The organism is Pseudomonas gozinkensis, from assembly GCF_014863585.1.
Classification (GTDB): Bacteria; Pseudomonadota; Gammaproteobacteria; order Pseudomonadales; family Pseudomonadaceae; genus Aquipseudomonas; species Aquipseudomonas gozinkensis.
Map to the genome: position 1 here is coordinate 904,095 of NZ_CP062253.1, position 14,873 is coordinate 918,967.

The following is a 14,873-nucleotide window of genomic DNA, read 5'->3' on the forward strand; positions in this document are numbered from 1 at the left end:
GCCAGTGTCCCAGTAGTTTTCGAGCCCAAGGAGCGCATCAAGGTGGATGCATTTAGCTTTCGCAATCAGGTTATTCGAGATTACGAGCAGTTTGCTCGCAGCTTCACCAATCCGAGAGCTGAGGATATCCGGGCGTATTTGGAGGCTGAGTACAGCACTGGGCGTTACTGGCCATCGCCATTGATTCAGGTAAATCCCTTTTTTGTCGCCGGGCAGAATATAGAGCAACTCGTTGCCAACCGGACCCTACATCCGGAGTGTGCGCATATTTTCCGCTTCGGCAAGGAAGGCGGAAAACCAGGCGTGCCGGCGAGCTTGCACAAGCACCAGCAGGAGGCGATTTCTCGCTGCCAAGCAGGTGAGAGCTATGTGCTGACTACTGGCACGGGCTCCGGTAAGTCGCTCAGCTACTTCATTCCGATCTTTGATGCGATCCTCAAGGGCAAGGAGCAGGGCGCCAAAGCGGGCATCAAGGCGATCATCATTTATCCGATGAACGCATTGGCGAACAGCCAGTGTGAGGAGCTGGAAAAGTTTTTAGCCAGCTATGGCACTGAGCCGCGTCCGGTAACCTACGGTCGCTACACCGGACAAGAAAAGTCCGACGAGCGCGATCGAATGCGCATCAATCCGCCAGACATCATCCTCACAAACTTTATGATGCTCGAACTGCTAATGACCCGGCAGAGCGAGCAAGATCGTGCTTTTATACAGGCGGCAGATGGACTGCAATTTTTGGTATTGGACGAACTCCACACATATCGCGGCCGCCAGGGGGCGGACGTTGCTATGCTGGTGCGAAGGGTGCGCGAACGCCTAAATAGTGGTCTCTTGTGCGTTGGCACATCAGCCACCATGTCCACAAAAGGCACTCTCGCCGAACGCAACAAGGTTGTAGCTGAAGTTGCCGGGAAGATCTTTGGTGCGAAGGTCAAGCCGGAAAACATCATCACTGAAACTCTGCAGCGGGTGACGCCAGCACTGGAGATCCCCGCTGCAGATGTGCTGGCCAGCGCCATCAATGCTAGCGTGCCGCAGACCCCCTCGTTCAAGAGCTTACGTGAACACCCAATTTCCGCCTGGGTCGAGCTGACACTTGGCCTCTCGCATACCGAAGGTCGTTGGGTTCGCGCAAAACCGCTTAGCATTGAGGAGGCTGCCCATCGGCTTGCCGATTCGAGCGGAGAGTCGGCCGAGCGTTGCGCAGTCTTCTTGTCTGAGTTCCTTCTTACGGCTTACCAGTGTAAAGACGTCAGTGGCAAACCCCTGTTTGCCTTCCGCTTGCACCAGTTCGTCTCCGGTGCCGCTGATCTGTATGCCACTTTGGAGGTGCCAAGCACACGCAAGCTGGATTTATCCGGGCAGCTTACTGTCGCCGGTGAGCGCGAACGGCGTTTTTACAGTGTGCATTTCTGCCGCAATTGTGGCCAGGAGTACTATCCGGTTTGGGATGAAGTGGAGAACGGCAACCGCTCATTTGCACCGCGCAGCATCAAGGAAATTAGCCACGATGATGAGGATGTGCATCACGGCTTTCTGATGATCGATCCTCAGCGCACTTGGGATGGTGAAAACCTCGAGAGTTATCCAGAAAGCTGGGTGGAGCTGACAGGTAAGGAGCCTCGCATCAAATCCTCCTACCGCAAATACCAGCCGCAGGAGATCTTTGCCGCCAGCAATGGCCAGATAACCTTGCAGGGCGTGCGCTGCTGGTTCATCCCCGGCAGCTTCCGCTTCTGTTTGTGCTGCGGGGCCAACCAGTCGCGTGGGCGAGACTGGACGCGGCTGTCCGGCCTTTCTGGTGAAGGTCGCAGCTCAGCCACCACTATTCTGAGCATTTCCGCCCTGCGCTACATGCTGGGTGCGGACAGCGAACTGGCCGCTGATGCTCGTAAGCTGCTGGGCTTCACTGACAACCGCCAGGACGCTTCTTTGCAGGCCGGTCACTTCAATGACTTCATGCAGGTCCTACTGATGCGTAGTGCGTTGTTTAGTTGCGTGCGACAGCGTGGCGACGATCCGCTCAGCGATAGCCAGATCACCCAGCAGGTTTTCCAGGCCCTCGGCTTCGCAATCGATGATCCGTTGATCCGCGGCGAATACCTGCAAAACCCTGGCAACGTTGCGCCGCGCCTGCGCCGCGATGCCGAGGAGACCATGCGGAACATTCTCGGTTACCGGCTGTATTTCGATCTGCGACGCGGCTGGCGTTTCAACAATCCCAACCTCGAACAGCTCGACCTATTACGCATCGAGTACGAGGATCTACCGACGCTTTGTTGCGACGATGGTCGCTGGCAGAAAACCTCAAGGCCAGGAGCTGCAGGTGAGCGCCAGGTGCACCCGATGCTGGCGCTGGCCAGCCCCACCGTGCGACAGAAGCTGGTGCAGATGCTGTTGGACGTGATGCGTCGTAACCTCTGTATCAAGACCCGCTATCTCGATCGCTACAACCTCGAAGAGTGGAAAAACAAAAGCCGCCAGCATCTCAAGGAACCATGGGCCTTTACTGAGGACGAGATCCTCACCGAAGCCGGCTACGCTACGCTTAGCAAGCCTCGCAAGGACCTGAACACGGTGACCCTTGGCCTGCGTACCCGCTTTGGCCAGGTGGTTAAAACCACTTCGTTCTGGGAGGGTGGACATTATGAGCCTCTTAAGGAGGCTAACTACGCCCAGTTCATCCAGGATTTGCTGGATATCGTCGAAAGCTATGGGCTGATCGAGGGCGTCGAGCTCGAGAAGGGCATTCGCGGTTATCAGGTGCTAGGCGAGGCTCTGCTTTGGCGCATGGGTAAAGGTGATCCACAGCCTGACCTGCTCAACCAGACGGTCAGCCGTAACCCCTATTTCCAGCGGCTCTACAACGGTGTGGCGGACATGCTAGAGAGCCAGCAGCGTGATTTGTTCACCCTAGAGGCTCGCGAACATACGGCTCAGGTCCCAGCAGAGTTGCGGGAGGAGCGTGAAGAACGCTTTCGTGCTGGCGACTTGCGCGCCATGTTCTGCTCGCCAACCATGGAGCTTGGCGTGGACATCGCTTCACTCAATACTGTCTACCTGCGTAATGTGCCGCCGACCCCGGCCAACTACGCCCAGCGTAGTGGTCGGGCAGGGCGTTCCGGGCAACCGGCGTTGATCATCACCTACTGCGCTGCGCTCAGCCCGCACGACCAGTACTTCTTTCAGGAGCCGCGGCGCATGGTCTATGGCGAGGTCAGCCCGCCAACTCTAGACCTAGCTAATGAGGATCTGGTGGAGAGTCACCTGTTCGCCACCTGGCTGGCGGAAACTGGCTGCAAGTTGCCATCGACCATTAACACCATGCTTGATATGGAAAGCCCCAGCGACATGCCGCTGCTCGACGACTATGTGGTTGCCCTCGGCAACAAGGACGCGCTGGCGCGGGCAGGTCGGCGCGGAACTCGTTTGCTGGGCATGCTGCGTGACGAGCTAGCAAGCGCGCAGGGTATTTGGCTGGACCGCGGCAAGCCTGTTGACGAGGCTGCTGCTCAATGGCTGGATGCCAAGCTTGGTTCTACCTTCCTACGCTTCGACATGGCTCTTCAACGCTGGCGTGACCTCTATGCCTCCACGCGCAGGCAGATCGACGAGGCGAGCGCGATCATGACCAACCCGGCTGCGCCCGAGAAAGAGCGCAAGATTGCCGAGCGTCGTCACCGCGAGGCGATGATTCAGCATAATCTGCTGCTGGAAACCAGCGGGGGCAGTCATTCGGATTTCGAGACCTACCGCTACCTGGCCAGTCAGGGCTTCCTGCCCGGTTACAACTTCCCGCGTCTTCCCCTCTCCGCGTTCATACCCGGCCGTATGGGTGGGGTCGGCCGTGACAGCGTGCTATCTCGTCCGCGCTTTTTGGCTATCTCCGAGTTTGGACCGCTGAGCCTGATCTACCACGAAGGCAGTCAATACCGGGTCAAGCGAGTGATTCTAGGTGTGCGCAATCAGGGCACCAACGAGGCTCGGATTGTTACCGAAGAGGCTCTGCTGTGTCCCGCCTGTGGCTACGGACATTTCCGCAATCAGCGGCACTACGAACAGTGCCTGTCGTGCCAGGCACCGCTGGCAGGCGGCAAGGTCATCAACAACCTGTTCCGTATTGAGAACGTCAGCACCCAACGGGTTACCCGTATCACATGTGATGAAGAAGAGCGCATGCGACAGGGCTACGAGGTGCGTACCACCCTGCAGTATCAGGAAGAAAATGGCGTGCCCAAAGTAGTCCGCAGCCTGATGTTGCAGGGTGATGCTCCGTTGCTCGACCTGCAATATGCTCCGGCCGCCACGGTGTGGCGCATGAATCTTGGCTGGCGCCGACGTAAGGATACGGAGATCTACGGCTTCAAGATTGACCCGGTTAGCGGCTACTGGAGCAACGACGAGCAGGCGCCCAAGGAGGAAAACGAGAGCGCCGAGATCGATAGAATCCAGGCTCAGCGTATCTCGCCCTTTGTCGAGGATCGTCGAAATGTCCTGGTGATCAAGCCTTCGATACCACTCGATGAAGGTGGCATGGCCACCCTGCAGTACGCCCTTAAGCGCGGTATTGAGGCTGAGTTCCAGCTTGAAGAAAGCGAGTTGATGGTCGAGCCGTTGCCTGGTCGCGACGAGCGCAACAGCATGCTGTTCTACGAGTCGGCCGAAGGCGGTGCCGGGGTGCTCACTCGCTTGGCTACCGATCCGGCCGGACTACCGCGCGTCGCACGCCGGGCGCTGGAGATCATGCACTACCGGAGCCCGGACGACAGTTGGTCGGCCTCCAACCTGGAGAACGCAAGCGAGGAGTGCGACGCAGCCTGTTACCGCTGCCTACTCAGCTACTACAACCAGCCCGACCACAAACTGCTGGATCGCAAGCTCAATGAAGTCACTGACCTGCTCTGCGCCCTGGCTAGCGCCACCTTAGAAGTCGGTCACCTCGACGGCGAAGGGCAGGACCACATGGCCAACCTGCGTCAGCAGTCCGCCAGCAGCCTGGAACAGGCATGGCTGGATTTCATCGAGCAACATCAGTTGCGCAAGCCAGATCTTGCCCAGCATTACCTGGAGTCCCAGCAGACCCGGCCCGACTTTGTTTATCGGGAAGCGCTGGCACTGGTCTATATCGATGGCCCACACCATGAGCAGCCGGGTCAGCGCGCGTTCGACGAGCAGTTGACTCGCGAGCTGGTAGACCATGGTTTTACCGTCATCCGCTTCACCCGTGATACTCGTAGCTGGCCCGACGTCGTGCGCCGCTATCCGGACATTTTTGGAGATTTCCGCGCATGAGCGCTTCTCAGGAGTTTCAACCCGGCAGCATCGTCAGCGCCCGCGGGCGTGAATGGATCGTACTGCCTGAGTCCGACGGCCCTCGTTTGCATTTGCGCTCATTGGGTGGCTCGGACGACGATGTAATTGTCATTCACGCTCTGCTTGAGCGAGAGGCGCCGAAACCGGCCACCTTCCCGTTGCCCGATGCTACCCAGGCACAGCGCGGTACGCAGAATTCGGCGCTGCTTCTGCGTGATGCCTTGCTACTAAAACTGCGCGCTGGAGCTGGCCCGTTCCGCGCGCTAGGTCGCATTAACGTCGAGCCACGCGCGTACCAACTTGTTCCGCTGCTAATGGCGCTCAAGCACGAAGTGATTCGCCTACTTATTGCTGATGACGTGGGTATCGGTAAGACCATTGAGGCCGGGCTGATCGCCCGGGAAATGCTCGACCGTGGCGAGATCCAGCGCTTCACCGTACTTTGCCCGCCGCACCTCTGCGAACAGTGGCAGGAAGAGCTGCAACGTAAGTTCAATATTCGCGCCGAGGTGGTCACCACTGGCACCGTCGAGCGTCTGGAGCGAGGCCTGCAGACCCACACTTCGATATTCACTGAATACCCCTTCACCGTGGTTAGCCTTGACTACATCAAGTCTGACCGGCGCCGCGACGAGTTCCAAAACGCCTGTCCTGAACTGGTCATCGTCGACGAGGCACACACCTGCGCCGAGGGCCTCAGTCGCGGTAAGCACCAGCGCTACCGACTGCTGCGCGCCCTGGCCGATGACACCGAGCGTCACCTGGTACTGCTCACGGCCACCCCTCACAGTGGCAACGAGGACGCCTATTACAACCTGCTCGGCTTGCTGAACAAGGCCTTTGTAGGCCTGAAGGATGTTTCCCGCGCCGACCACCCGCTGTACAAACAGCTCGGTGATCACCTAGTCCAGCGCCGTCGGGTCGATATCAGTGAATGGCAGGACAGCACGCGCTTTCCTCAACGCGAAACAGCAGAAAAGACCTACCAGCTGAGCGGCTCCTGGGGTGCGTTGTTCAACGATGTGCTCGATTACGCACGCGAGTTGGTTCGTGGGGCGGAAGGTCTGGATACCCTGCATCAGCGTCTCAATTGGTGGGCTGCTCTAGCATTGCTGAGGTGTATATCCTCCTCGCCCGCAGCCGCCGTGCGCGCGCTGCAGACTCGGCTCAAGCGAGCCGAAGGTTATGGCGCTGTCAATGATGCTGCTCAACTGGCAGAAATTGAGGCCATGGGTATCAACACTGTGCTGGATGGCTCCAGCGAGAGTGGACTTTCTACCGACGACATCGAACCAGGTGCTGTGGTGGAAGAAGATTCCGAGCGTCTGCGCAACTTGATCGAAAAGGCCGCTCGTCTAGCCGATGACAACGACCCAAAACTCCAGCAGTTGATCATCGAGGTCAAGTCGTTGGTCAAGCAGGGCTTCAAGCCGGTGGTCTTCTGCCGCTATATCGCTACCGCTCACTACGTGGCGGCGGCCCTGCAGCCGTTATTCAAAGATCACGAAGTGACAAGCATCACAGGTGAGCTCAGCCCCAGCGAGCGCGAGGAAATGATTCTCGTCCTACGCGACGTCGACAAGCCGGCCATCCTGGTTGCTACCGACTGTCTATCTGAAGGTATCAACCTGCAGGATGTATTCGACGCTGTCGTTCATTACGATCTCTCCTGGAACCCGACCCGCCATGAACAGCGTGAAGGCCGCGTGGATCGATTTGGACAGCGTTCCAGCAAAGTGCGTGCGCTGACGCTATATGGGTCTGATAATCCCGTGGACGGTGCGGTTCTGCAGGTCATCATTCGCAAGGCAGATAGCATCCGCAAAGCACTGGGTATTTCCGTGCCCATGCCTGAGGATGAAGCCCGTATCAGTCAGGCAATTATGCGAACCGTGCTGCTCACTCGCGACGAGATGAAGCACAATTTCTCCTTGGACTTTGGTTTCGACAGTCAGCAGGCCATCGAGGAGGACCTGGAGAACAAGTGGCAGAACGCTCAAGAAAAGGCGCGCCGCAACCAGACCATTTTTGCCCAGCGAGCTCTTAAACCAGAAGATGTCATTCCCGAATTCGCACGTATGTCCGAGGTGCTAGGTGACGAGGCTGACGTGCGCCGCTTCGTTATTGCCGCCTGCCAGGCGCTTAATGCGCCGCTGGGTCAGTACAAGCAGATCATGCGTCTACCCTATGCCGAGCTGCCTGAACCACTGCGAGACCGTCTCGCTCAGTCCGGTATCGATAGCCTGCGTAACATTGACTTCAGCTACCCACCGGCTGGGGTGGCCGAGCATATCCACCGTACTCACCCGTTGGTAGCTGGGCTGGCTGACCAGCTCGCCGAGGAGGCGCTTAAAGGGGGCGAAAGTGCAGCAGCTTGCCGGGCCGGTGCCTGGTTCACCCGGGCAGTAGCGCTGCGTACCACTGTGTTGCTGGTTCGTCTGCGCACCCAACTCACTATGACGCGAGCCAGTCAACGCCGCGAACTCCTCGCCGAAGAGGCCATCGCTGTTGCTGTTAACGGCCAAAATCCACCGCAAGTCATTACTCCAACCGAGGTGCTGGCTCTAATGCAGCAGCCGGTAAGCCGCAATATGACGCCCGAGATGCGCCAGCGGCAGGTCGAGCAAGCATTGGAGCAAGTGCAAGCCTGGCAGCCGGCGCTCGACGATATCGCCCGCCAGCGTGCCAACGAACTGCTCAAGGATCACCGTCGTGTGCGTGATGCCGCCAAGGCCAAAGGGACCTATGACGTGTATCCGCAGCTACCGGTCGATGTGGTCGGCATTTACGTACTTATGCCGGACGCACAACTGATCTGAAACGCTGATTGACAATAATGAATGTTCGCCTGCCGGCCCATGCCGGCAGGCAAGACACGGAAAATCACCACATGACCCGCACCATCCACCGTGAATTCGACAGCTTGCGTGTCGAAGGCGGTATTTTTCCAGGCGAGTTCCTCAATGCCGTGCGTGACCTCAAACTCAAGGGGCAGGGCAGTACTGACTACGGGCTCCACCGCACCCTTAAGCTGCGTGACGAGGTCAGTCGTTACTGGCGTATTGCCAAGGCTGAGTGGGAGGCTTTCAACGATGGTCGTCAGCGTCAGGACACTGATCGTACGATGCTGGCCGTAGAGCGTTTTCTGGTGCCATTGTTGCAGCAGGTGTTTGCTTTCACAGATTTGCAGGCCTGCCGCCAGCCACGCTCTCTGGGCGAGCGGCGTTTTCCGCTCACGCACGAGGCGGGCTATGTTGAGCAGAATCCAGCCGACTCAGGGTTTGCTCTGGGAGTGGTTGCCAGCAGCGAGCCCCGCCGCATTGCGCATATCCCGCTGGTGTTGACGGGGCCGGACTTCGATCTGGACAAGAGCCACCTCGCCTTCGGCGACGAGGGGCGTCGCCGCTCGCCGCAAGGGCTACTGCAGGAGTACCTCAACGCCAGTGGCGAGGCACTGTGGGGCATCGTCAGCAACGGTCTGGTGTTGCGTATCCTGCGGGACAACCCGTCGATGACACGCCCTGCCTTTGTCGAGGTAGATCTGGTTCGTCTGTTCGAAGACGACCTCTACTCGGACTTTGTTGCCCTATGGCTGACGCTGCATGCCAGCCGCTTTCTCGCCCAGAACGGCAAAATCGCCCAGTGCTGGCTGGAGCAGTGGTGCGAGCAGGCTGCGATTGAGGGCGAGCGCGCGCGCGATGACTTGCGTGCGGGAGTGGAGCAGGCGCTGAGGGCGCTTGGTGGTGGTTTTGTGGCCCATCCGGCCAATAAGGCGCTGCGAGAAGCGCTTTCTACTGGCCAGCTCAGTTCTAATGACTACTTCCAGCAGTTGCTGCGTCTGGTCTATCGCTTGCTGTTTCTGCTCACTGCCGAGGATCGTAATATTCTTCATGATCCTGCGACGGCCACACCGGACTCCTGCCGCCTATACGCTCAGGGCTACAGCCTGAGTCTACTTCGCGAGCGAGCACGTAAGCGACGCTTGTATGACGACTATGCCGACCTGTGGCAAGCACTAAGCACTACCTTCGCGGCACTGCGTAATGGCCAGCCGTTGCTCGGTCTTCCAGCGCTTGGCGGACTTTTCGCGGGCGAGCAGTGTCAGGATCTTGAGTCTGCCCATCTCGGTAATAAGGCGCTGCTCGGCGCTATTCGTGCCGTTACTTGGGTGCAGCGTAAGAACGGTGCCACCCGTATCAACTACCGAGACATGGATACTGAAGAGCTAGGCTCGGTTTACGAGTCGCTGCTCGAGCTCATCCCACGTATCAATCCCGCCGCTCTGCCTTGGCAATTTGGCTTTATCGGTGATGCCGAGGGCGAGAGCGACCAAGGCAATGCGCGCAAGACCAGCGGCTCTTACTACACACCGGACAGCCTTGTGCAGGAGTTGATCCAGTCCGCGTTGTTGCCAGTGATCGACCAGCGTCTCAAGGCCAATCCCGAGCAGCCACGTGCTGCGCTGCTGTTGATCAAGATCTGCGACCCAGCCTGCGGTAGTGGCCACTTCCTGCTCGCTGCGGCCCGTCGTCTCGCGGCCAAAGTGGCTGAGTTGGACGCTCACGGTGATCAGTACACTGAAGCGCAGTACCGCCATGCATTACGTGAAGTGGTGTTGCACTGTATTTACGGTGTTGACCTTAATCCCATGGCCATTGAGCTGTGCAAAACGGCGCTGTGGCTGGAGGCGCTGGAGCCTGGTAAACCGCTAGGCTTCCTTGATGCACATATACAGTGCGGTAACGCGCTGCTTGGTCTCAAGGATCTTAATGAGTTGGAAAAAGGTATTCCGAAAGATGCCTTCAAGGCGCTTTCTGGAGATGATAAGGGGGCCTGTAAGCGGCTCGCCAAGGAAAACAAGGATGGTCTCACAGCACTAGAAAAAGCCTTTGATCGCCAGCAAACCATCAGTCTCTCGTTGGAGTCTGCGGTTGGTTACAACGAGCTGCTAGCTCTCGATGCATTGCCTGACGATACCCTGGCCGATATCGCCGCCAAGGATCAGGCTTACCGTGCCTACAAGCAGCAAGCTCAGGGCAGTCGTTTGCTGCACACCGCCAATCTGATGGTTGGTGCTTTCCTGCTCGAGAAGACGGAGGTATCGCAGGACATTATTCCCACCAGCAAGACGCTGTATCTTGAGCTGTTTAGCGAATCTCGCAGCACGCAGCATGAACAGCAGCTTGGTGCGGCAACTATGGCCTGTGAGGAAGCACGGGTACTGCACTGGCCGCTGGTATTTCCGCAGGTATTCAGGGCTGGTGGCTTCGACTGCGTGCTGGGCAATCCGCCATGGGAACGCATCAAGCTACAGGAGGAGGAGTTTTTTGCTTCACGCAGTCAAATGGTCGCCAGTGCGGGAAATAAGGCTGAGCGTAGCCAGCGGATTGACTGGCTGTCGCAGGGGCTGCTGGCACAAAACCTATATCCGGGCCAAGTATCGAGCTTTGAAGCTCGTGAGGCCGAGCAGCGGTTATATCGTGAATTTATTGTTGCCCGCCGAACTGCCGAGGCTGCCAGTGTATTTGCCCACGTGAATGGCGAGGACGGCGGGCGCTTCCCGCTGACCGGTGTCGGCGATGTGAATACCTACGCGCTGTTCTCCGAGACAATTCGCCAAGTAATTGGACCGATGGGACGTGCCGGTTTCATCGTCCCCTCCGGACTGGCTACCGATAGCACCACCAAGGCGTTCTTTGGTGACCTGATTGAGCAACGGTCGCTGGAAAGCTTCTTTGAATTCGAGAACGAAGGCTACTTCAAAGGGGCAGGCCAGGGGCACATGCTGCGCTTTGCCCTGACCACGGTGCTCGGGTCCCAACAGCAGGCGGGGGCGACGCGCTTCCTGTTCCAGGGCAAGCAGCTTGATGAGCTGCAGGATCCTGAGCGGGTGTTTACTCTGACGGCAGAAGAAATCATCCAGGTCAACCCTAATACTCGTACCTGTCCGATCTTCCGTTCACGGATGGATGCTGACATTACCCGTCGAATTTATGCCAGGGTACCGGTGCTGGTCAGAGAGGCCGGCTCTACAGATGGTGAAAATAACCCATGGCGAGTCGGCTTTCTTAGAATGTTTGATATGGCGAATGATTCGCATCTTTTCAGAAGTATGTCTGATTTTTCTGGAGAAGGGTTTCATCTCGAAGGGAATACATTTGTTTCGGAACAAGAGCGTTGGCTTCCACTGTACGAGGCTAAGCTCATGCATGTCTATACGCACAGATATGGCGATTTTACGGACTCTGGAGGGAAGAGAGCCCATATTCTCCCTGAGATCAATACTTTGAGACTAACAAAGTGTGATTATCTACCTGCCACTTATTACTGGGTACGCGAGTCAGAAGTAGAGGCAAGATCGCGCGGTGTGGCTTGGACGAGGAAATGGTTTTTTGCATTTCGTAAGGTGACTGACTCTCGTGCTAGTGCAAGAACATTGATCTCTTCTGTTCTTCCATATGTAGGCTCAGGGGACAGTCTGAATCTTATGCTGCCTGGTCAATTTGAAGATTCTCGCCTTTATGCGGTGCTTTTGGGGAATCTCTCGAGTTTGGTGCTCGATTATGTAGTCCGTAACAAGGTTGGCGGCCTGAACCTAAACTATTTTGCGATGCGGCAGTTTCCTGTGCTGCCTCCTGATAGTTATGGTGCGGCTGATATTGAATTTATAGTTTCGCGAGTACTTCAACTTACTTATAACGCCATTGATATGAGAGATTGGGCTGCTGACTTGGGGTATGTGGCCGAACCATTTCCCTTTAATGAGCAGCTTCGAAGCAGGCTGCAGGCAGAGCTGGATGCGTACTATGCCCGCTTGTATGGCCTGAGTCGTTTCGACCTTGCATTCATCTTGGAGCCAGACTCTGCAAAGCCTGGGTATCCATCTGAGACTTTTGCAGTTCTTAAGCGCAATGAGATCCGTGAGTTCGGCGAGTATCGCACTCAAAGGTTAGTATTAGAGGCCTGGGACAAGCTGGAAAAAGGCGAATTGGTTTAAGGAACGAACATGCTGACCCATCTGAAACTGGATAATTTTAAGATCTGGCGTTCCACCGGAGCTATACGTCTGGCTCCAATCACTCTGCTGTTGGGTACCAACTCATCGGGTAAGTCCAGTCTGATCCAAAGCCTGTTGCTGATCCGCCAGACGGTGAAAGGCGACGACCCCAACCTAGATCTTAATCTCGGCAATCCTGATGATGGTGACTCCGTCACGCTGGGGCAATTCAAGGATCTGCTATCCCGTCATGGCGGTGAGTCTGAAGCGATCAAGGCCAATCAGGTCGGGGTCGAGTTCAAGTGGAGCGAATCCGGCCAGCCAGAAGAGGCAACCATCTTTTCCGCACGCTACCGGCAGGGGCCGGGTGGCAGTGCCGAGCTGGATTATCTGCGCCTTGGCAAGGATGGTCAGGGCTTTTTCGTGGCGCGGCGCAGGCCGGGCATCTACCGCTTGCAGTTGGGAGCGGAGCATCGCCCTGTGGGGCAAAGCCCGCACTTTCGGCCTCAGCGCTCCTTCGCCTTTGCAGCCTCGGCGATTGCCTCACTGGGCACGCGAGGCGAAATGATCAGGGATATTGGCCCCGCATTGCTGGATGAGCTGGGCAAGATCATCTATCTGGGGCCGGTTCGCCGCCTTGCCCAGCGCGATTACATCTGGGCAGGCCGTATGCCAGCTAGTATCGGCGATGATGGAGCGAGGGCCGTGGATGCACTGATTGCCAGTGGGGTGGCGTTACAAGCTGCACACAGGGGCAGAAAGACCCCGCCAGCTGAGGCGCAACTCTTCCAGCAGACTATCCACTGGCTGAAGGAAATGGGGCTCGCCGATGGCCTTACCGTTCGTGCGCTGGGTGGCTCGGCGCGTTATGAGCTGCTAATCGAGAATCAGGGCAGCAAGTCGAACCTCAAGGATGTAGGCGTAGGCGTATCGCAGGTTCTCCCGGTCATCGTGTCGGCTCTGTTTGCCGAGCCCGGACATATTGTGATCATCGAGGAGCCAGAAAGTCATCTGCACCCGTTGGCGCAGTCCCTTTTGGCCGAACTGTTTGCTCAGATCAGCCGTGAGCGCAAGGTGCAGTTCATCGTCGAGACACACTCCGAGCACTTGTTCCGGCGTTTGCAGACGCTTGTGGCAAAGCAGGAAATTAGTACGGTAGCCGAGGCAGCGATGTACTTCGTCGAGCGCGAACATAACTATGCAAGGTTACGTGAGTTGGAGCTTGATGCGTTTGGACGGGTAAGGAATTGGCCTGAAGGTTTCTTCGGTGATGCGTTGGGTGAGACACGCGAACAGGCACGACTGATGTTTGAGCGTCAGAAAGGTGCCAAATCATGAAAGATTTGAAAGCGCGCTATGTGGTCGATACCAATGTGCTGATAGCAGCGAGCGCTGCTGATCCGATACATCCCAGTGACATTGACGCAACTCCTCAAGATCCGGCGCTGCGCATGGTGGTCTGGACCTGGCTGGACAGCTTCCAGCGGAGCGAATCCCGGTTGGTCCTAGATGGGGAGGGCCAAATTTATGAGGAGTACAATCACAAGCTGGGTTTTAACGACTTCGGCATTCAGGTGGTGATGCACAAGTGGAGCACAGCCGCCGTGGACGATGTGATAGTGGAATACGATGAGAACGGTGGAGTCTTACCGCAATCCTTACAGGCTGTGGTACATGATTTAGCAGACAGGAAGATGGTGGCTGCTGCTTTGGCTTCACATGTAGCGTTCGGGGAGGGGTGTGTCGCTTTTGCTGGCGACACGGACTGGCATGACTGGGAAGGGGCGCTTCAGACCCATCAGATACTGCTTGATCCCATCATTGAAGACTGGTCGCGGCAGAAATATGCAGAAAAGCAGTTGCGATGACTGAGTTCTTTCGTTTCCCCCACACACCACATCTTGTCTGGTTGGGTGCAGATAAACCCCGAGACGACAAGGTGCTCGACGCAGCCGAGGCCAAGGTCCTGCTGGCGGGTAGCGTGGTGGTGGAGGAAAAGCTCGACGGGGCAAATTTGGGCCTCTCATTGGCGGACGACGGCCAACTGCGTGCACAGAATCGTGGCCAGTACCTACAGGAGCCGCATGTCGGGCAGTTCTCACGCCTGCCTGCCTGGCTGGCCCAGCATGGTAAAGCGATCCGCGTGGTTTTACGCCCCGAGCTGCTGCTTTTCGGCGAGTGGTGTGCTGCTCGGCATTCACTGGATTACGGCACCTTGCCGGACTGGTTCCTGTTGTTCGATGTATATGACCGCTACGCCGGTAAGTTCTGGAGCACCACGCGGCGTAATACGCTGGCCGCCCAGGCTGGTTTGAAGATCGTGCCGCAGGTGTGTTCTGGGCGAACCAGCGTGAAGTCGCTACTTGAGCAGGTACAGATTTCGTCTAGCCATTTTCGTAGCGGCCCTTTGGAGGGGCTGGTTATCCGCCGCGAATCTGCCGACTGGTGCGAGGCTCGCGCCAAGATTGTCCGCGCCGACTTTACCCAGGCCATCGAACAGCATTGGCGTAAGCGTGCGATTGAGTGGAATCGGGTGGACTACAACGCGCAGTAGTACTTAACG

At 57.3% G+C, this 14,873-nt stretch carries 6 protein-coding genes; all 6 read left to right on the top strand.

From position 1 onward, the window contains the following. Positions 1-42 precede the first annotated feature (42 nt). Entirely contained in the window at positions 43-5,292 is a 5,250-nt protein-coding gene (locus IHQ43_RS03930) for a DEAD/DEAH box helicase (RefSeq protein WP_192563448.1), read from the top strand. Next, positions 5,289-8,132 carry a helicase-related protein gene (locus tag IHQ43_RS03935; protein WP_192563449.1) on the top strand — a complete coding sequence of 948 codons (2,844 nt, stop codon included), beginning with the start codon at positions 5,289-5,291 and terminating at the stop codon, positions 8,130-8,132. The genes IHQ43_RS03930 and IHQ43_RS03935 overlap by 4 nt, the downstream gene beginning before the upstream one ends. 71 nt (positions 8,133-8,203) lie before the next feature. Beyond that, positions 8,204-12,310: an Eco57I restriction-modification methylase domain-containing protein gene (locus IHQ43_RS03940; protein WP_192563450.1), complete on the top strand. Its 4,107-nt coding sequence runs from the start codon at positions 8,204-8,206 to the stop codon at positions 12,308-12,310. 9 nt (positions 12,311-12,319) lie between these two features. Next, a complete protein-coding gene (locus IHQ43_RS03945) occupies positions 12,320-13,648 on the top strand; it encodes an AAA family ATPase (protein ID WP_192563451.1) in 1,329 nt (442 codons plus the stop codon). Next, a complete protein-coding gene (locus tag IHQ43_RS03950; protein WP_208492431.1) occupies positions 13,645-14,178 on the top strand; it encodes a hypothetical protein in 534 nt (177 codons plus the stop codon). Before IHQ43_RS03945 ends, IHQ43_RS03950 begins: the two co-directional genes overlap by 4 nt. Beyond that, positions 14,175-14,864, top strand: a complete 690-nt coding sequence (locus IHQ43_RS03955; protein WP_192563452.1) for an RNA ligase family protein — start codon at positions 14,175-14,177, stop codon at positions 14,862-14,864. The genes IHQ43_RS03950 and IHQ43_RS03955 overlap by 4 nt, the downstream gene beginning before the upstream one ends. Positions 14,865-14,873: the final 9 nt, after the last annotated feature.